The sequence below is a fragment of the Acinetobacter sp. 22301 genome, from assembly GCF_052045285.1.
GTDB classification, from domain to species: Bacteria; Pseudomonadota; Gammaproteobacteria; order Pseudomonadales; family Moraxellaceae; genus Acinetobacter; species Acinetobacter pittii.
In genome coordinates this window covers 85,752-106,298 of sequence record NZ_JBQEOR010000009.1, presented here as the reverse complement: position 1 = coordinate 106,298, position 20,547 = coordinate 85,752, and the positions used below count along the sequence as shown (strand labels likewise).

The following is a 20,547-nucleotide window of genomic DNA, read 5'->3' as shown; positions in this document are numbered from 1 at the left end:
TTACCGCTTCCCCACCTGTTAAGTAAAGTCACTTGAAAAATAAGTGGAAGCACTTGTAATGAATGTTATTGCTGGATTTCAAAATAATTTTTCAGAAGGCCTATATACTAAATTTAAAAATTACCGCTATAGGGTATTTGTTGAATATTTAGGTTGGGAGTTGAACTGTCCTAATAATGAAGAACTAGATCAGTTTGACAAAATCGATACCGCCTATGTCGTCGCTCAAGATAGAGAATCTAATATTATTGGTTGTGCCAGATTACTACCGACTACTCAACCTTATTTACTTGGTGAGATATTTCCTCAATTACTTAATGGAATGCCTATTCCTTGCTCACCAGAAATTTGGGAGTTATCAAGATTCTCAGCCGTAGATTTCTCGAATCCGCCATCTTCAGCTAGTCAAGCTGTGTCATCGCCCGTCTCTATTGCAATTCTGCAAGAATCTATCAACTTTGCAAGAGAACAAGGTGCAAAACAACTCATAACCACCTCTCCTCTGGGGGTAGAACGGTTATTACGTGCTGCGGGTTTTCGTGCTCATCGTGCAGGCCCACCCATGGTTATTGATGGATATGCAATGTTTGCATGCTTGATTGATATTTAATTTCTTATTTGGGACTCATACCTATTTTTGGCATGAGTCCCAATTTTTATATAGTCAGGTAGCAATACGATTAAGAAACATTAATACCTATTAATCAATTTTGGTTTTTAAATTTAAATTCGACTTTTTATAATAAGTTTCATCCGTTTTAGCACTCCAATCGCGCGGCATAAATGACGTCGATATAATTGCGACTACAGCCATACTTCCAATATAAAGCATAATTAGATATGGATTACCCTGCCCGACACTCAATAATTTAGTAGCAATCATCGGTGCCAAACCACCACCTAATACACCAGCCAACTGTACCGAAATCGAGATTCCGCTATATCGAATTTCTGCCGGAAATTGACGGGCAAAAAGCTGAGCTTGTGGTGCGTACATAATTGGGAACACAACGCCAATTGCTAAAACAATTGCTGTCCACACTAATACCGGATCTTTTGTATTGAGCATGGTAAAAAATGGATAGCAGTAAAGCGCCAGTATGCATAGGCCAAACATAAACATATTGCGTTGGCCGACTTTATCTGACAAATGTCCACATAACGGCGTCATAAATAAAATCACGGCTGCGCCGCAAATGGTGGCAAATAAAATGTCTTGGCGTGGAATTCCAAGTTGTGCAGTGGTATAAGCCAATGTAAATGTTGAGGCAATATAGAACCATGCATTCTCGGCAGCGCGAGCCAAAATAATAGTGATGAGTTGCTTTGGATGGTTTTTAAAAACCTGTAAAGCAGGAACTTTGACTTCTTCAGACTGTTGTTTTACTTTTTCGAAATCTGGTGACTCTGGCACTTTTACACGAATATACCAACCTACTGCCAGTAAAATAATACTGGCAAGAAATGGTAAACGCCAACCCCAGCTAAACAGCGCTTCTTCAGGTAATAACGACACCAGACCCAACGCGATTGAGGCTAGCATTAAGCCACCACCTGTACTAGCTTGAGGCAAGCTTCCCCAAAACCCTTTACCGCCTTCGGGTGCATGTTCAACGGCCATCAGTACAGCACCGCCCCATTCACCGCCCATTGCCATACCTTGAATGAATCGCAAGACAACCAAGCCAATCGCAGCCCAATATCCAATTGATTCATAAGTCGGTAATAAGCCAATCAGTACGGTTGGGATCCCCATGAGCATCAAGGTCAGTAGCAACATCGATTTACGGCCAATCTTGTCACCAAAGTGACCAAAGACTAAGCCGCCTAATGGTCTTCCAATAAATCCAACGGCATAGGTGGCAAATGCAGCAAGCACGCCGGTAAGTGCATCTAAGTTAGGGAAAAATAGCTTATTAAAAATGAGCGCGGCTGCCGCACCGTAAATAAAAAAGTCATACCATTCAATGGTGGTGCCGACCATGCTAGAGATACCTGCTAATCGATGTGACGACTTTTTAGTATTTGAACCGTTTCCATGTATTGATTGCATCGTAATATCCTTTTTAGATTTTCTTGTTTTATCTTTTTTATGCTTATGACCAACCCTGACCATAAGCATTTTCAGGTCTCGCTTTATCTCCTTAAGCTTTTTATATTTTTGTAATTCGGTTTAGCTCAATTTTTCTAAAATTGGCTCAAATTTCGAATTACGTTCTTGCCACTGTGGTTGTTTGTCTTTATCGACAATGAGAGCACGCACACCTTCAATAAAGTCACCATGCTCAAACCAGATATCCTGTAAATCACGTTCAAGCTGCATGCACTGAGGTAAAGAGAGCCCTCGACCTAAATGTTGCAGTTTTAAACTGGTTTGTTTGGCAATAAATGAGCGCTGCTGCAAAATGCTGAACATCTTACTTGCCCAAGTTTTTAAGCTTTCATCTTGTTCATTTTCAAGACTTTGCTCGATTTCATCTAAATGCTGATATCCGAAGTGTTTACGGATACCTTCCGCCAATTGTTTGAGTTCACTTTCGGCAGGGCGAGTAATAAATCGGGTAATGATGCGTTCAATTCCCTCTTTGCTTAAACTTGGCGCGTCAACGAAAGCATCTTGCAAAGCTTGTAACTGCTCGCTTGGCACATGGTAGTCAATTAAATCGAGGTAAAGCGCATCACTACTGCTGATCTGCTCACCCGTAATGGCCATATAAACACCAATATCATCAAGGCGAGAAAGGAAATGAGTTGCACCAACATCTGGGAAAAAGCCAATCGCTGTTTCAGGCATGGCAAATCTGGACTTTTCACTGCTCACCACAATGTGGCAAGCCTGAGCCAAGCCAAAACCACCACCTAATACATAGCCATCAAGCACAACAATGATTGGCTTTTCATATTCACGCAGTATATTTAGCATTTTATATTCGGCACTAAAGTAGCCTTTGTAATCGGCCGTGCCATTTTTATAACTGTCATAGAGATAGCGGATATCTCCACCTGCACAGAAGGCTTTTGGGCTATTTGACTTAATTAATACTGCCTGAACAGCCGCATCATTTCGCCACAGTTCCAATTGGGCACCAATACTTTTAATCATATCTAGCGACAATGCATTGAGATGAGTCACACGGTCTAAGGTAATCATGCCCAACTTACCTTGTTGCTCAATCATTAAGTGATTTTCTGTATTCATTTTATTGATCTCTTATTGATTTTTAAAATTTGGTTTTCGTTTTTCAACGAACGCCTGCATTCCTTCTTTTTGGTCAAATGTTGCAAATATTGAATGGAACATACGTCTTTCAAAACGTAAGCCTTCAGTGAGGTTCACCTCAAAAGCGCGGTTAATGGTTTCTTTAAGCATCATGTTTGCAGTTAAAGAGCGTGCTGCGATTTTTTCAGCGGCTTGCAAGGTTTGTTCAAGTAATTCTTCTTTACTAAACACACGTGCAACTAAACCACTTTGCTCTGCTTCTACAGCGCCCATTTGACGAGCGGTAAGGCACATTTCCATTGCTTTGGCTTTACCAATGGCATGGGTTAAACGCTGTGTACCGCCAATGCCCGGAATTACGCCTAAAGTCACTTCAGGCAAACCAAACTTGGCGTTGTCAGCACAATAAATAAAGTCACACATCAGTGCTAATTCGCAGCCACCACCCAATGCATAGCCACTCACCGCTGCAATTAGAGGTTTACGGCGCTGTGCAATACGGTCTGCAAGATGAAAAAAGTCATCAAAATAAATATCAGGAAATGCCAAATCAGCCATTTCTTTAATGTCGGCACCTGCGGCAAAAGCTTTTTCAGAACCTGCCAATACGATGCAACCAATTTCACGGTCTTTTTCGAGCTGATCTAATGCCTGATTAATTTCACTAATTAATTCGCTGTTTAAAGCATTGAGCGCTTGAGGGCGATTTAATGTAATCAGTCCAACCCCATTACGCTTTTCTAATAAAATACCTTGCCACTGCATTATTCATTCCTTGTTCTGATTTTATAGACTACGTGCAATCACTAAACGCTGGATATCACTCGTACCTTCGTAAATTTGGCAAATACGTGCATCACGATAGATACGTTCAATTGGGAAGTCTCTGAGATAGCCATAACCACCAAACACTTGTAGCGCACTCGAGCACACACGTTCAGTCATTTCTGAAGCAAATAACTTGGCCATTGAAGCTTCATGGAGACATGGTTGACCTGCTTCTTTTAAACGCGCAGCGTAGTGAACCAGTTGTCTCGCTGCTTCAATTTCAGTTGCCATGCTAGCAAGGCGAAACGCGATGGTTTGATGCTCAAAAATTGGTTTTCCAAAAGTAATACGTTCTTTGGCATAACGGGTCGCTTCTTCAAGTGCCGCACGTGCTAAACCGACTGCTTGTGCAGCAATACCAATACGTCCACCTTCTAAATTGGCGAGAGCAATTTTCAGACCTTCACCTTCTTTACCCAGCATGAGACTTTTATGGATGCGTACATCTGTCAGCGCAATTTGGCAGGTATCCGACGCATGCAGACCCAGTTTTTCTTCAACACGAATCACTTCGTAACCCGGTGACTCGCGTGGGACTAAAAATGCACTAATACCCTTTTTACCTGCACTCGGGTCGGTCACCGCAAACACAATAATGACACCAGCATTATTACCAGAGGTAATAAACTGCTTAGCACCATTTAAAATATAATCGTCGCCATCTTTCAACGCTCGGGTTTTAATGGCTCCCGCATCTGAGCCAGTATGTGGTTCAGTTAAAGCAAAAGCACCGATCATTTCACCTTGCGCCAAAGGCTTTAAAAAACGCTCTTTTTGCTCGTCGGTACCAAATTTTAAAATAGGCACACAGCCAACCGAGTTGTGTACGCTCATAATGGTTGAGGTTGCGCCATCTGCTGCCGCTACTTCTTCAAGAGCCAATACATAGGCTAAGTTACCCGTATCTGAACCGCCCCATTGCTCTGAAACAAGCATACCCATAAAACCCAGTTGCCCCATTTGAGTCAGCGTTTCTTTTGGGAAAGTTCCATCTCGGTCCCAATCGCTGGCATTAGGCTTAATTTGTTCTTGGGCGAAACTTTTCGCCATATCACGAATGAGTAATTGTTCTTCGGTAAATTGCATTATTATTTCCTTTACCCTGCTTTAGCTTGTTGTTTAGCAATTTCTTGATTACGCAATAAAAAGCGCTGAATTTTACCACTTGGAGTTTTAGGTAATTCACTCACAAATTCAACTAAACGTGGGTAAGCATGTGCAGAAAGTCGTTTTTTCACAAATTGGCTGAGTTGTTCAGCAAGTGTATCGGAAGGTTGAGCATCCGCAGCTAAAATTACAAATGCCTTAACCACTTCGGTACGGTCTGGGTCAGGCACACCAATCACTGCGGCCTCAACCACTGCATCATGTTCGAGTAAAGCGCTTTCTACATCGAAAGGCCCAATCCGATAGCCCGATGTAGTGATTACATCATCACTGCGACCTACAAAGCTCATGCTGCCATCGGCATGAAGCTCAGCAGTGTCGCCAGTTAAATAGTAGTGACCAATGAAGGGCGATTTGCGACTTTCTTTATAGCCGCCGAACCACATCATTGGAGACTGGCTAATGTCGACTGCTAAAATTCCCGGTGTATCTGGCGGAAGTTCTTCACCTTGTTCATTGACAATAGCAACGCGATAGCCCGGACTTGGGAAACCTGCTGAACCAGCATGAATTTCATGTTTTAAACCATGATGATTACACACCACCATGCCCACTTCAGTTTGTCCGTAATGGTCATAAATCGGAGCATCAAGCATTTGTTTAAACCAACGTATTACTTCTGGATTCAGTGGTTCGCCTGCACTGCTCACTACACGGAACTGCCCTTTTAACGGCGTCATTTGTGCTGGATCAGCCGCCATCATCATACGGTAAGCCGTTGGTGCACCTGCCAAGTTGTTAACTTTATAATCTTTCACAATTTGGCATAAGCTATCTGTGCTGAAACCACCTTCATAAAACAAAGTAGCGTGACCCAAGAATAACGGCCCAGTAATCGCATAGTACAGACCATACGCCCAACCCGGATCGGCAATATTCCAAAACGAATCTTCTTCGGTTAAACCAATGGCATCTTGCATATATCGACCAAAGGCAATTAGTGCTTTTAATGGCACTTCCAATGGTTTAGCTGGCCCTGTAGTGCCTGAAGTAAACATCAATAAGAAAGGATCTTGGATGCTACGCATAACCAAATCACATTGATCAGACTGCTGTTTTACTTCATTCCAAAAGTTAAAATCGCCTGCTTTAAGGGGAGTACCTTGTGCGTCGGCGACAGTCACAATTGCAGGGCAATTTTCAATTTCATCAAGCTTGCTACGGTTGCCCATATCGGTCACCACCAGCTTACTTTGTGCAAGCTGAATACGGTGCTCAATCGCTTTTGGGCCAAACGCAGTAAAGAGTGGTTGATAGACTGCACCAATTCGCCAAGCTGCAAAAATAGTCACGATCAATTCAGGTGTTCTTGGTAATAGACCTGAAATACGGTCGCCTGCTTTTACACCTTGTGATTTTAGAAAGTTGGCAAACTGACTTGACCACTCTTTTAATTCACGGAAGGTATATTGCTCTTTTCGTCCATCTTTTCCTTGCCAATACAGTGCAATTTTGTCGCCATCTGCGTGTCGATCACAGCATTCATAACAAGCATTTAAGGCATCAAGTGAACCTGATAACATCTGTTTTGCAGTGCTTTCCAAATCGAAAGTCTGTGCAGCATTTTGATAATCCATCATATCTTTTCCCTCAGTCCGGATTTGTTGTTATTCACGACAGGGTTTATGTGTTTAAAGCCATCCTTTGGCTTTACCGTTATGCCTCTTGTGGCAGGTATTGCTGAATAATGCTCGAAAAATCGAGATTGGCATTACCGCGCATGCACATTTGCTGATACAGCTGTTGCACCATGCCACCTAATACGACTGGCTGTTTGACTTGGCCTGCCGCTTCGACAGCGAGTCCTAAATCTTTTAGCATCAGCTGAGTTGCAAAGCCGTCTTGGTAACCTCGAGATGCTGGCGCATTTTCATTAATATGCGGCCATGGGTTACATACGTCCGAGCTCCAGCAACGACCGCTTGAAGTATTAATGACGCCTGCCAATGCTTGTGGGTCAATACCTAGCTTCACACCCAGCGCCATACCTTCGGCAACAGCAGCCATTGAAATACCTAAAATCAGGTTATTGCAGATTTTGGCAATTTGACCTGCGCCGACATCACCACAATGAACTATATTTTTACCCATGTGGCTAAGTACAGGTTTTACTTCATTAAAGGTTTGATCATCGGCACCCACCATAAAGGTTAAGGTTCCTGCTTGAGCACCAATGGTTCCACCAGAGACGGGTGCATCACAGATTTTAATATTTTTACTATGCGCAGCAGCAGCAATGTCTTTAATGGTTTGTGGGTCAATGGTACTGCTATCAATGCATAAGCTACCTGCTTTTAGTACTTCTAAAACACCATTTTCACCTAAGTAAACTTCTTTAACATGCTTTGCCGCAGGCAACATGGTAATGACCACATCTGCTTGTTTAGCTGCATCCTGTGGGCTATCACACACCACCCCACCTGCCTCGGCGAAGTGCTGAATCGCAACTTCACTGAGGTCATATCCATAAACATTGAGTCCGGCTTTAAGTAGGTTATGGGCCATTTTGCCGCCCATATTGCCTAGACCGATAAAGGCGATATTCATCCGTGATCCCCTTAACGTAAACTAATTGTTGTATTTACACCGCCAACTTCATGGCTATCTTCAAACCAGCGACTGGTAATGGTTTTGGTTTGAGTATAGAACTGCACAGCTTGTTTGCCGTATGGCCCCAAATCACCCAGTTTCGAACCTCTTGAACCGGTAAAACTAAAGAAAGGCACTGGCACAGGAATTGGAATATTGATACCAACTTGACCAATATCAATTAAGTTTTGGAAAGTACGTGCAATCGCACCGCTTTGTGTAAATAGACCTACACCGTTACCAAATGGGTTGGCGTTGATAAGCGCAATCGCTTCATCAAGTGTGTCTACACAAATAATTGAAAGGACAGGACCAAAGATTTCTTCTTTATAAATACGCATGTCGGTATTTACGCCACTAAAAATCGTTGCACCCACGAAGTTGCCCGATTCATAGCCTTGAACTTGAACATCGCGACCATCGAGTAGCAACTCTGCACCTTGCTCAACACCGCTATTAATTAAGTCTAGCACTCGCGCTTTAGCACGTTTTGAAATCACTGGACCAATGTCAGTATTTGGCTCATGGCCTGCATTTACTTTTAAAGTCTTCGCTTTTTCGACTAGCTCTTGAATCCACTGTTTGCTGTCGCCAACCAGGACTGCAACAGACAATGCCATACAACGTTGCCCAGCCGCACCAAACGCTGCACCCACCAAAGCATTTAAGGTTTGTTCTTTATTGGCATCAGGCATGACCACAACATGGTTTTTTGCACCCATCATCGACTGCACGCGTTTACCATGTTGTCCTGCAAGGTTATAAACATGTGTGCCAACCGCAGTTGAACCTACAAATGAAATCGCTTTAATATCTTTATGGGTACACAAACGGTCAACCACTTCTTTACCGCCGTGCACAACGTTCAGCACACCTGCCGGAATACCTGCTTGAATCGCAAGTTCAACCAGCATCATGGTTGATAACGGATCTTGTTCTGATGGTTTTAAAACAAATGTATTGCCGCACACGATTGCCATTGGGAACATCCAAAGCGGAATCATGGCTGGGAAATTAAACGGCGTAATACCCGCACAAACACCCAAAGGTTGCTGCAATGTGTAAGTGTCTACACCACGCGCAACACCTTCAACATATTCACCCATTTGCAAAGTGCCGACCGAACAGGCATGTTCAACCACTTCTAAACCACGTTGAATATCGCCTTCAGCATCGGCCAAAGTTTTGCCTTGTTCAGCCGTTAGTACTTGTGCAATTTCTTTCATGTTGGCACGAATCAAGTCTTGTAACTTAAGCATGATGCGCATACGTGCCTGAATTGGAGTCTGACGCCAAGAAGCAAAAGCATCTTGTGCAGCTTGAATAGCAGCGTCAACTTCTTTAACCGTTGCAAATGGTACGCGACCAATCACTTCCTGAGTCGCAGGATTAACAATGTCTTGCCATTCCTGTGTTTCAGATTCGATAAAATTTCCGTTAATGAGTAATTTAGCGGTTTCCAATTCGATTTTTTGGATTGTGTTCATAACCTCTCCGTAGGCCATATTTTTATTGTGTTCAATTATTAGAAAATACTTATCTATGTATTTTCTTTATTCCAGTTTCAATTGAGACTAGCAAAGAAAACTTTGACCACCAACGGAAATTCATGCACGATTGTTGTGCAAATATGCACAAGGATGACAACAAAAATGAAAGTGGATTGGGATCATCTACATTTTTTTCTGGTTTTAGCTCGGACTAAAACCTTGACCAATGCTGCACGTATTATTGGTGTCGAGCACAGTACGGTGGCTAGACGGATTCAGGCCCTAGAACTTGCTTTGGGTACAACGCTGTTTAAGCGTGAAGCGACGGGTTATGAGCTGACACTCGAAGGAATGGCACTTGTTCCTCGAGTTGAGCAAATGGAACAAGCTTTCTTACAAATTGAAAAACCACATCAACCTTTGCAAGGTCGTGTGCGAATTGGCACACCTGAAGGTTTTGGTACTGCGTTTTTAGCTCGCTTACTGGCTGAGTTCTCGATTCAATACCCACTACTCACCATCGACCTAATTCCAGTGCCAAAAATGATTAAGCTTTCACACCGTGAGGCAGATATTGTGGTGTCAATTGATCGTCCTACGTCTGGCCCTTACATCATTACGCGATTATCAGATTATTGTTTAAAAATTTATGGTAGCAAAAACTATCTGGCCCAAAACCCGCCTATCCGAGCCTTAGAAGATTTAACCCAACATCGCTTTGTGAACTATATTGATGATCTGGTGTATAGCCCTGAGCTGTACTGTTTAGAACGTTTACCTTTGAAGCTGAATGCCAACTTCCGTAGCAGCAGTATTTTGGCCCAGCAAATTGCGGTAAGTGCGGGTGCAGGACTTGCGATTTTGCCCAAGTTTTTGGCAGATGATAAACAGGAACTTGAAGAGGTGCTAGAGCAACAAGTTCGCTTTACCCATACGTTTTGGATGCTGACCTTTGTTGATTTACAACATGAACCGCGCATTAAGTTAGTTTGGGACTATTTGCGTAAACAAGCCGATAAATATCAGCATTTGTTGGTTGATTAAAAAGCCTAAATAAAAAAGCCAATCACTTATGATTGGCTTTTTTTGAAATCATTTATAGTTCATTAAACGAGTTCTTGGTCTAATTTTTTGATACGTGGCTTATAGAACACAAAATACGTAACGCTTAAAACTACCAACCATACTGGACTCACGTATACCGCTTTTAATGTATCTGGCTCTAGTGCCAAAATCACTAAAGTGAACAAGAAGAATGCAATGACAACATACGCCATCAACACCCCACCCGGCATTTTAAAGGTCGATTTAGCATGTAACTCTGGACTTAACTTACGGTAACGTAAATAGCATGCCATGATCAGAAGCCATACACTAATAAAGAGAATCACACAGAGTGAACTTGCCAAAGTAAATGCTTCCATCGTGTTTGGAACAAAGTACTGAAGCACTGCCCCACCCATAATGAAAATACATGAGAAGATTAAACCATTTGAAGGTACGGCACGTTTTGATAAACGCCCCAATGCACTTGGCGCCTGACCATCTTTCGATAAACCGAACAGCATACGACTGGTTGAAAACACACCGCTGTTCATTGAAGACATCACCGAAGACAGTACAACCAAGTTCATGATGATGGCTGAAATAGGAATACCTGCATTTAAGAACAACTCAACAAACGGGCTCTTATCTGCACGAATGTGATCCCAAGGAGTTACAGACATCACCACAAAGAGTGCCAACACATAGAATAAAATAATACGTACAGGAATCGCGTTAATTGCCTTCGGTAGATTTTTCTCTGGATCTTTCGTTTCAGCAGCCGTTGTACCAATCAATTCAACGCCAATGAAGGCAAACACGGCAATCTGAAAACCTGCCAAAAATCCGCTTACGCCTTTTGGAAATATGCCGCCATGAGACCACACGTTACTTACACTCACAACCTCACCATGCGGAGCTTGGAAATGAGTAAAAATCATGTAGCCACCTACTCCGATTAGGCCAATAATGGCTAAAATCTTAATGAGTGCGAACCAAAATTCAACTTCACCAAATAGCTTAACGGTAAGAAGGTTAAGCCCTAAAATGAATAGTACACAGCCTGAACTAATCATGGCTTGTTGCATGGGTGAGAAACTGGCACCTTCGGGCAGCCAGAAACTTAAATAGTTAATGACCGCAGACAAATCAGCAATACCGACCAGTACCCAGCCTAACCAATAAGTCCAGCCTATATAATAGCCAGCCCATGGTCCGATCAAATCATAAGCCATATCGACAAATGATTTGTAATGTAAGTTGGCAAGCAGTAGTTCACCCAATGCACGCATCAGAAAAAAGAACATGCCACCAATTATCATGTAGATAACGAGGATTGAAGGACCTGCGAGGGAGATGGTTTTGCCCGAGCCCATAAATAAGCCGGTTCCAATTGCACCGCCAATTGCAATCATTTGTAGATGGCGATTATTTAATTTCCGTTGTAAATGATCAGGGGAGCTTGCCTCATCAGAATGATGAACCATTGTCATATTAGAAGTCCTTTTTATATTTTGCTTAACTTAAATCAGCAACCTATAGGGAGAAAAACGAACCGTATATCGTGGGTTGCTGAGTCTATACCTCAGGACAAGATGTTCAAGTATATTTTTTCCTTAATTGATAAATCGTTTGTCCTGATTTTTTTAAGTCACATTATTTATGTACTGCCTTCACGGCAATTTTAATTAATCAATCTGGGTTTCCAGATTAGCCGAAGTGTAGCATGTGATCCTGCTATATGTACTTTTTCAATACTCTCCAAACTGCTCTATTGATCCAAAAATAAACAATATTATTCCGATAAAAAATCTAATAAAAATAAAAAAAGCCAATCATGATTGATTGGCTTTTTAATAAAACTTAATGATCGTTGACGAGTTCACGTCCTAGTTTTTTCATACGTGGTTTATAGAGCACATGATAGGTAACACCTAAAATGACCAGCCATACTGGACTGACATATAGAGCTTTCAATGTATCTGGCTCTAATGCCAAAATAACTAAAGTGAAAAGCATGAATGCCAAAACAACATAACTCATCCAAACGCCACCTGGCATTTTGAATGTTGATTTTTCATGTAATTCAGGACGTAATTTACGGTAGCGTAAATAGCACACCATGATGAGACTCCAGACACTAATGAATAGAATCACACAAAGTGAACTTGCCAAAGTAAATGCTTCCATCGTGTTTGGAACAAAGTACTGAAGCACCGCTCCGCCCATGATAAAGGTACAAGAGAAAATCAAACCATTTGAAGGAACTGCGCGTTTTGATAAACGACCAAATGCACCCGGTGCCTGACCGTCTTTTGATAAACCAAACAACATACGGCTAGTTGAAAACACGCCGCTGTTCATTGAAGACATCACCGAAGAAAGTACAACTAAGTTCATGATGATGGCTGAAACAGGGATACCCGCATTTAAGAACAACTCAACAAACGGACTTTTGTCTGCACGAATATGGTCCCACGGTGTTACTGACATCACAATAAACAGTGCCAACACATAGAACAAAATAATACGTACCGGAATCGCATTAATCGCTTTCGGTAAGTTCTTCTGCGGGTCTTTGGTTTCAGCAGCCGTTGTACCTACAAGTTCAACCCCGACAAAAGCAAATACAGCAATCTGGAATCCTGCCAAGAAGCCTTCTGTACCTTTCGGGAATAAACCGCCATGCGACCAAACATTACTAATGCTTGCAACAGCGCCTTGCGGAGCTTGGAAATGGCTGAAAATCATGTAGCCGCCCACTCCGATCAGACCAATAATCGCCAAGATCTTAATCAGCGCAAACCAGAATTCGATTTCACCAAATAGGCGTACTGTCAGTAGATTAAGGCCCATCACAAACAACACACAACCTGCGCTAATCATGGCTTGCTGTATTGGTGAGAAACTTGCGCCATCTGGTAGCCAGAAACCTAAATAGTTAATGACTGCTGAAAGGTCCGCAATACCCACCAGCACCCAACCTAACCAATAAGTCCAGCCCAAATAGTAACCAGCCCAAGGACCAATTAAGTCATGAGCCATATCAACAAAAGATTTGTAATGCAGATTTGCAAGGAGCAACTCGCCCATTGCACGCATTAAGAAAAAGAACATTCCTCCAATAATCATATAGATCAAAAGGATTGAAGGACCTGCGAGGGAGATAGTTTTGCCCGAACCCATAAATAGGCCGGTTCCAATTGCACCGCCAATTGCAATCAGTTGTAAATGACGGTTAGACAGTTTTCGTTGCAGATGATCAGGAGAATTTTCCGTATCTGAATGACGAGCCGTTGTCATATTAAAATTCCTTTTTGAATTCCTTTGTTAAGATCAGCAACCTACGGCGAAAATTGAACCGTATGCCATAGGTCACTGAATCTGTTCACCAAAAATGACTGGTTAAACCGTATCTATCTTCCTTCTGTTAGATACATCATCATTTTTGGAGTAAAAACGAATTACTTTTGTGCTGCCGTCACGGCAATTTCAATTAACCAATCTGGATTGACCAAATCGGCCTGAATTGTGGCACGCGATGGAGCAACACACCCTTTTAACCAGTCAACCCAAATTGCATTTACGGCTGAAAAGTCAGAAAGATTTTTCAAATAGAGCTGTGCAGAGAGCAAGCGAGATTTGTCGGTATTGGCTAATGCCAAAAGTTCATCAATCGTTGCAAGAATTTCACGAGTTTGGCCTGCCACGTCTTGCTCGGTATTTTTAGGCACCTGACCTGATAGATAAACCACTTTGTTAAAGACAGTCACGGCACTCATGACTTCGTTAGTATTGATCTTTTGTATATCTGAATTAGACATTCGGATTTCCTTATACCTGATTAATAAATTGAACACGGGCGGTGACGGCACACATCAATTCATAGCCCACCGTACCGGATGAAATTGCGACATCATCAATAGGTAAAACGACGCCTTTACTTGATTGGCCCCAGAGCACGACTTCACTGCCAACTTTGGCACTGTCAATACCCGTTAAATCGACTGCCAACATATCCATGCTGACGCGACCAATTGTACGAGTGCGGACAGAGTCCACTAAAACAGGCGTACCTGTTGGTGAAATACGTTGATAACCATCGGCATAGCCGCAAGCAACAATCCCAATCGTCATGGGCTGCTCTGCGACAAAGTTTGAGCCATAACCTACGCTTTCATTCGGCTCTAAATACTGAACGGAAATAATTTCACTGCGTAAGCTCATGGTCGGTTGTAAGCCCCAGTCTGCAATACTATGCGTCGGGTAGTCTGGCGAGCTGCCATAGAGCATGATGCCGCTACGGGCATAATCTGATTTGAGCTGGTCTTGATAACGCAGAATTGCCGCACTATTACTTACCGACCTTTCACCCGGTAAATCTTTAATAATTTCTTCAAATGCAGTGATTTGATAATCAATGCCTTGCTGGCCAAAACGCTCGCCATCTGCATCAGAAAAATGCATCATGTGCGTAATCTTGGACACATTTGCCAAGTTATTTAACCGTTCCCAAGCCTGCACATAATGCTGTGGTTTAAAACCAAGACGGTTCATTCCACTATTCATTTTCAAGAAAACATCAAATTGAGCTGGATAAGGATGCTTTTCTACCCACTCAATTTGCGCTTCACTATGAATGGTGAAACTGAGTTGATATTGCACACAATCAAATAAATCTTGAGGAGAGAAAATTCCTTCGAGCAATAAAATTGGACCTGTCCAACCTAAAGCACGAATGCGTTTTGCTTCATCAAGATCAAGTAAGGCAAAGCCATCTGCTGCTTTAAACGCTTCATAAACACGTTCAATTCCGTGTCCATAAGCATTGGCTTTTACAACGGCAAAGACCTTACTGTTTGGCATAGCCTTGCGTACCACCGCCAAGTTGTTTTGTAAGGCTTGACGGTGGATGACTGCGGTAATAGGACGAGGCATGATTACTTTCCTAACGTCCGTTATGCAGCATGCGCGTGTGAATAACGCTGAATTGAAAGGCCATCGGTACTGATATCAGTCTTGTGATTCAATACGATGTCACTGATTAATTTTCCTGAACCACACGCCATCGTCCAGCCTAGAGTACCGTGACCTGTATTCAAGAACAGATTTTTAAAGCGAGTTGCGCCAATAATCGGTGTACTGTCTGGTGTCATTGGACGTAAACCAGTCCAAAAAGACGCCTGTGCCATATCGCCGCCCGGGAACAAGTCCTGAGTCACCATTTGCAATGTTGCACGGCGGTCTTCATTCAGGCCTAAGTTAAAGCCACTTAACTCAGCCATACCACCTACGCGAATACGTTGGTCAAAACGAGTAATCGCAATTTTGTAGGTTTCATCAAGCACTGTAGATTGTGGAGCAAAAGCAGGGTCAACAATTGGAATTGTCAACGAATAACCTTTCACAGGATATACAGGTAACTGTAGATCAAGTGGTTTCAAGAAATCACGTGAATAGCTACCAAATGCTAAGACATAACGATCTGCAGTTAAAACTTTACCATTGACCTGAACGCCCTTAATTTCATCGCCTTCAACAATCAATTTTTCTACATTCTGGTTGAACTGGAAGTTAACACCCAACTCCTTAGCAATTTGAGCTAAAGCATTGGTAAATAAATAACAGTCACCTGTTTCATCATTTGGTAAATGTAAACCACCAACCAGTTTATCTTGTGCATTTGCCAGCGCTGGTTCTACACGACCAAGTTCATTGCCATTTAATAATTCGTAGCTTACGCCGCATTCTTGTAGCACGCTAATGTCACGTTGAACCGCTTCCATTTGTGCTTCTTTACGGAATAACTGCAACGTGCCTTTTGCACGGTTTTCGTAATTAATGCCTGTATCTTTTCTAAGTTCACGTAAGCAGTCACGGCTATATTCAGCCACGCGCATCATACGTTCTTTGTTCACAGCATAACTTTGCGGATTACAGTTTTTTAGCATTTGAGCCATCCACTGTAATTGCCACATGCTGCCATCTAAATTAATCGCAAGCGGTGCATGGTGTTGGAACATCCATTTCACAGCTTTAAAAGGGATTCCTGGTGCTGCCCAAGGAGTAGAATACCCAGGCGAAATTTGACCTGCATTACCAAAGCTTGTTTCTTCAGCAGGACCTGACTGGCGATCGAGAACAGTAACCTCAGCTCCTTGTTGAGCTAGATAATAGGCACTTGCCACTCCAATAACGCCGCTACCTAAAACAATTACGCGCATTTCCATTCCCTCACGCACACCAGTTTATTTAACTAGTATATTTCTGCTTCAATAGTTTATTTCACTGTTTTTCAGGCTATAATCTAGGTAAATTTATGTTTTTCTCGCGAGAATTTAAAAAAAAGAGGAAATATCTATGCGCCCCTTAGATCGTATAGATCGCATGATTCTGGACATTTTGCAGCGTGAAGGACGAATTGCGATTAGTGAATTGGCATCGAGAGTTAACCTGTCGACCACCCCTTGTTCAGAGCGTGTAAAACGCCTAGAACGCGATGGCATTATCATGGGTTATTACGCTCGGCTAAACCCAGCCTTTGTGGACCGTAACCTGCTTGTCTTTTTAGAAATTAAGTTATCTGCCAAATCTGGCGATGTGTTTGATCAGGTGGCTAGAGATTTAGTCGAGATTCCTGAAGTGCTCGAATGTCACCTTATTTCTGGCGAATTTGACTACCTTGTAAAAGCGCGTTTAAAAGAAATGAGTGCATACCGCCGCTTATTAGGAGATCTGCTAAAGAAACTCCCTGCTTCGGCATCGTCACACAGTTATGTGGTTATGGAAGAAGTCAAAGAAACTCTATATCTCGATGTAAGCAAGTAAAGCGAAGCTTCATTGAATTCGCTTTACTCACGTTTTGAAAATTAGAAATATTTTAAAATCGAAATATGTTTGTTTTGATGTTTGAACTTCGAGAACCATTTAACCGCTGGGTAGAGTGCAAAAGACAACACAATCGTGATTAACCATAGCATCCACACATGATTGACCGACAAATAGTTTCCGTAGTTAGCTCCCCACACACTGAGTGCAAACACATACATGAGTTTCAACACATATAAATGCAGTAAGTAAAAGAACATAGGCACCGAGCCAAACACCACCAAGGGTTTTAGGAATGAATATTGCTGCATACGCTCAAAAGCAACAAGCGCAAGCAAGCCAATTCCAACATTCAGCAAAATAAATAATAAAGACGGTGGATACTTAGTGAGGTTAAAAAAGCTCATAAGGCTAAGTTGTAATGACTCAAAATGTTGCCACGGCTGGTCGCCATAGACATTGATAAAACGCAGTAAAACAAACAATCCAATACTTACTAAACCAAGGCTAAGTAAAGTGCGGCTTCTTTGCTTTGCTGAATATTTTGAACTAAAGAACTGACCTAGCGCATAGCCCAATAAAATCACGCCAATCCAAGGTAAAACAGGATAGCTTGTGCGAAGCTTGATGCCTGCAAACTCAAGCCAACCACGGTCATGTAAAACAAACCATATATTTTGTAAGATGCCTTGAGAGAAATGTACTGAATCTAATAAATTGTGCCCAAAAACAATAACCAAACCTGCGCCCGCAAGAACAGGCAAAGGCAAACTTACACAGCACGCTAGCACCACCATGCTAATACCAATCGCCCAGATCACTTGTAAATAAATGACTTCGGGTGGAAAAGTTGCTGTCCATGCAAAGTTCACCAGCGTGAGCTCTAGTACAATCAAAAATAAGCCACGTTTTAATAAAAAAGCACGTGTTTGCTGTAAGTCTTGTTTTTTTGACTGAAATAAAAAAGCAGAAATACCGGTTAAAAGTACAAAAACCGGAGCACAAATATGGGCCAATAAACGACTGCCAAATAAAGCCGGTTCTGTTACTGTTACGTCCATTGGATCAGTAACCTGTTTATGTAAATAGAAAGTTTCTCTTACATGGTCGAGCAACATAATAATGATGACCAGACCACGTAAAGCATCAATCGACTGTAAACGTTCAATATTTTTTTCTATAGACATAGCGGTAATCAACAAAATAATGTAACGTTATACTATTACATTTAATTCCTTTTGTCTTTTTATGGCTGATTATTTATGCGACACAAATTAGGATTGCTGTCTTCGTTAGGTCTATCATTTATATCGACACTCACTTGGGGAGAGGGAACATCAACAGTACTTGAAACCATACGTGTTCAGGCCGAAAGCACCCGAGAAGATGTGAGCCAAAATAGCTCAGCGACTAAATTTTCTCACGATGTTTTGGACGTCCCTTTTAACCGTGCTTATGTTTCAAAACAAATGATGGAACAACAAGACGTTCAACGGATTGATGACGCATTAAGCTTAGTGAGCGGGGTTTTTCATCAAAATAGTTTTGGTGGTGGCTTTTGGGATAATTACTCTTTCCGCGGTTTTAGTACCGATCCCAATTTAGGTGCCTCAATGATCCGTAACGGCTTGAGTGTCAACAGAGGTATTAGTGCTCCAAAAGATGTCGTAAATATTGAATCTTTAGAGTTTTTAAAAGGACCGATGGCAGCTTTATATGGTCGCGGCGAAGCAGGTGGTTTGCTTAACCTCAACAGTAAAAAGCCACAATGGGAAAGTGAAAGTGAAGTTAACCTACGTGCCAATACTCAAGAACAATATCGAATTAGTCTGGAGCATACCGCACCTATTAACGATGAACTGGCCTATCGCGTAGCCGTGGCTCACGAAGATAATCAAAGCTTTCGTGATCATGTCAGTAGTGAACGCTGGTTCTTTTCACCGCAGCTCACATGGAAAATTTCAGACCAAACGCAACTCGACTTTGACAGTGAATTTACTGAGCATAAAGGAACGTTTGACCGTGGGGTCAGCACAGTCAATCACCAGTTTGTGATGGACCCGAAAACATTTACAGGTGAACCTGACGACGGCGATTTAAAAATAAAAGATTACTTTTACCAATTACGTCTGAGTCACGAGTTTAACCCTGACTGGAAGCTAAATAGTGCAGTCAGCTATAAAGACGCGAAAATGGTCGGCTTTGCAACCGAACCACGGCGTATGCAAGCCGATGGTCGTACTTTAGAGCGCCAACGTCGCTATCGTGATTATACAAGTGAAGATGTGCTGGCTCAGACAGAATTACTTGGCAAGCTTGATACGTCTTGGGCTCGTCATGAAATTTTACTTTCAACCGAGCTTGGTCAACTTGACTATAAGCAAAACCAGCTTCGTCGTAATCACAGTGCTGGTATGCCAAACACAATTGATATTTACCAACCCGAATATGGTAAATATTTACCTAGCTTAGATCCATTTACCAACACCAAAGAGCGCCAACGCTATTTTGCGCTTAATGTACAAGATCAGATCTTTTTCAATGACCAATGGAGTGTACTATTCGGCAATCGTTTTGATCAGGTCGAACAAGACTTTAAAAATCATTTGACTCAGACTGAAAGCAACCAAACGCTTCACCAGAATAGTCCACGTTTCGGAGTAAACTTTAAAGCCTCTGATCAGTGGGCTTTTTATAGCAATTATGGCCGCTCATTTGCCATGAATAGCGGCATGAATCGAAATGGTCAGACTTTTGCTCCTGAAAAAGGAGAAAGTTATGAAGTCGGCACCAAATATAAAATAAACGACCAAAGTGTACTTAGTCTCGCTTTGTTTAAAATGAAAAAACAGAATGTACTGACGACAGACCCTATCGATAGTAATTTTCAAATCGCGGCAGGTGAAGTGAGCAGTAAAGGAATTGAGTTTGACTTAAATAGTCAAATCACTGACCGCTGGTTCGTCAATGCCAACTATAGTTATACCGATGCTCAAATTGAAAAAGACCAAGACTTGGCAAAAGGCGCTCGTCTAAGCAATGTTCCAAAACACCAAGGTGCTATAAGCACTAACTATGAGTTTCTACAAGAAGGTCCACGAAAAGCAGGCGTAGGTGCCAACCTTACTTATGTAGGCGAACGCAGCGGGCATAACCTAGACAATGGCTTTAATTTACCAAGTTATACGCTGGTCAATTTAAATGGCTACTATGCCCCATCTGATCGTTTACGTTATCAGCTCAATGTAAATAACCTGTTTGATAAAACCTACTATGTCTCAAGCTATAACGATTTATGGGTTCAACCAGGTGAACCCCTGAACGCCTCAATTTCGGCACAGTGGAAGTTTTAATTCATCCATAAATAGAAAAGCCCGAAAA

Annotated in this window: 17 protein-coding genes; 4 read left to right on the top strand and 13 right to left on the bottom strand. The window is 42.1% G+C overall.

What is annotated here, in order from left to right; all coding sequences use genetic code 11:
* The first annotated feature begins 43 nt into the window (after positions 1-43).
* Positions 44-610 (top strand): acyl-homoserine-lactone synthase AbaI, encoded by a 567-nt coding sequence (abaI, locus tag ACTJJH_RS13900; protein WP_311082245.1) that lies wholly within the window; start codon positions 44-46, stop codon positions 608-610.
* A 90-nt stretch (positions 611-700) separates the two neighbouring features.
* Here the strand turns inward: abaI and ACTJJH_RS13895 are convergent, their stop codons facing one another.
* From ACTJJH_RS13895 to ACTJJH_RS13865, 7 genes are all read right to left on the bottom strand, one after another.
* Complete coding sequence (locus ACTJJH_RS13895) at positions 701-2,053, bottom strand: MFS transporter (protein ID WP_032005649.1); 1,353 nt, start codon at positions 2,051-2,053, stop codon at positions 701-703.
* A gap of 120 nt (positions 2,054-2,173) precedes the next feature.
* Complete coding sequence (locus ACTJJH_RS13890) at positions 2,174-3,199, bottom strand: enoyl-CoA hydratase/isomerase family protein (protein ID WP_440601306.1); 1,026 nt, start codon at positions 3,197-3,199, stop codon at positions 2,174-2,176.
* 12 nt (positions 3,200-3,211) lie between these two features.
* Positions 3,212-3,985, bottom strand: a complete 774-nt coding sequence (locus tag ACTJJH_RS13885) for an enoyl-CoA hydratase (RefSeq protein ID WP_032037171.1) — start codon at positions 3,983-3,985, stop codon at positions 3,212-3,214.
* Between the two features lie 21 nt (positions 3,986-4,006).
* Positions 4,007-5,134 carry an acyl-CoA dehydrogenase family protein gene (locus ACTJJH_RS13880; protein WP_440601305.1) on the bottom strand — a complete coding sequence of 376 codons (1,128 nt, stop codon included), beginning with the start codon at positions 5,132-5,134 and terminating at the stop codon, positions 4,007-4,009.
* Between the two features lie 11 nt (positions 5,135-5,145).
* On the bottom strand, positions 5,146-6,795 hold the full coding sequence (locus ACTJJH_RS13875; RefSeq protein WP_440601304.1) for an AMP-binding protein: 1,650 nt from the start codon (positions 6,793-6,795) through the stop codon (positions 5,146-5,148).
* Between the two features lie 76 nt (positions 6,796-6,871).
* Complete coding sequence (gene mmsB / locus ACTJJH_RS13870; RefSeq protein WP_044102490.1) at positions 6,872-7,762, bottom strand: 3-hydroxyisobutyrate dehydrogenase; 891 nt, start codon at positions 7,760-7,762, stop codon at positions 6,872-6,874.
* A gap of 11 nt (positions 7,763-7,773) precedes the next feature.
* On the bottom strand, positions 7,774-9,291 hold the full coding sequence (locus tag ACTJJH_RS13865; protein WP_440601303.1) for a CoA-acylating methylmalonate-semialdehyde dehydrogenase: 1,518 nt from the start codon (positions 9,289-9,291) through the stop codon (positions 7,774-7,776).
* A 165-nt stretch (positions 9,292-9,456) separates the two neighbouring features.
* Between ACTJJH_RS13865 and ACTJJH_RS13860 the strand changes: the two genes are divergently transcribed.
* On the top strand, positions 9,457-10,338 hold the full coding sequence (locus ACTJJH_RS13860; RefSeq protein ID WP_057067783.1) for a LysR family transcriptional regulator: 882 nt from the start codon (positions 9,457-9,459) through the stop codon (positions 10,336-10,338).
* Positions 10,339-10,400: 62 nt separating this feature from the next.
* On the opposite strand, the gene ACTJJH_RS13855 is transcribed toward ACTJJH_RS13860, so the two are convergent.
* The 5 genes from ACTJJH_RS13855 to ACTJJH_RS13835 all read right to left on the bottom strand — a co-directional run bounded on the left by ACTJJH_RS13855 (position 10,401) and on the right by ACTJJH_RS13835 (position 16,562).
* A complete protein-coding gene (locus ACTJJH_RS13855; protein ID WP_032037163.1) occupies positions 10,401-11,831 on the bottom strand; it encodes an amino acid permease in 1,431 nt (476 codons plus the stop codon).
* Positions 11,832-12,201: 370 nt separating this feature from the next.
* Positions 12,202-13,641 carry an amino acid permease gene (locus ACTJJH_RS13850; protein WP_002118023.1) on the bottom strand — a complete coding sequence of 480 codons (1,440 nt, stop codon included), beginning with the start codon at positions 13,639-13,641 and terminating at the stop codon, positions 12,202-12,204.
* A 161-nt stretch (positions 13,642-13,802) separates the two neighbouring features.
* A complete protein-coding gene (locus tag ACTJJH_RS13845) occupies positions 13,803-14,162 on the bottom strand; it encodes a RidA family protein (RefSeq protein ID WP_202733430.1) in 360 nt (119 codons plus the stop codon).
* 10 nt (positions 14,163-14,172) lie between these two features.
* Complete coding sequence (gene alr / locus ACTJJH_RS13840; protein WP_202733431.1) at positions 14,173-15,276, bottom strand: alanine racemase; 1,104 nt, start codon at positions 15,274-15,276, stop codon at positions 14,173-14,175.
* A 20-nt stretch (positions 15,277-15,296) separates the two neighbouring features.
* Positions 15,297-16,562: a D-amino acid dehydrogenase gene (locus ACTJJH_RS13835; protein ID WP_002118025.1), complete on the bottom strand. Its 1,266-nt coding sequence runs from the start codon at positions 16,560-16,562 to the stop codon at positions 15,297-15,299.
* 136 nt (positions 16,563-16,698) lie between these two features.
* On the opposite strand from ACTJJH_RS13835, the gene ACTJJH_RS13830 reads away from it, so the two are divergent.
* A complete protein-coding gene (locus ACTJJH_RS13830; protein WP_005804788.1) occupies positions 16,699-17,166 on the top strand; it encodes an Lrp/AsnC ligand binding domain-containing protein in 468 nt (155 codons plus the stop codon).
* A 41-nt stretch (positions 17,167-17,207) separates the two neighbouring features.
* Here ACTJJH_RS13830 and ACTJJH_RS13825 read toward each other — a convergent pair whose 3' ends face one another.
* Positions 17,208-18,353: a DUF1624 domain-containing protein gene (locus ACTJJH_RS13825; RefSeq protein WP_440601302.1), complete on the bottom strand. Its 1,146-nt coding sequence runs from the start codon at positions 18,351-18,353 to the stop codon at positions 17,208-17,210.
* Positions 18,354-18,428: 75 nt separating this feature from the next.
* Between ACTJJH_RS13825 and ACTJJH_RS13820 the strand changes: the two genes are divergently transcribed.
* Positions 18,429-20,519 (top strand): TonB-dependent receptor, encoded by a 2,091-nt coding sequence (locus ACTJJH_RS13820; RefSeq protein ID WP_440601301.1) that lies wholly within the window; start codon positions 18,429-18,431, stop codon positions 20,517-20,519.
* Positions 20,520-20,547: the final 28 nt, after the last annotated feature.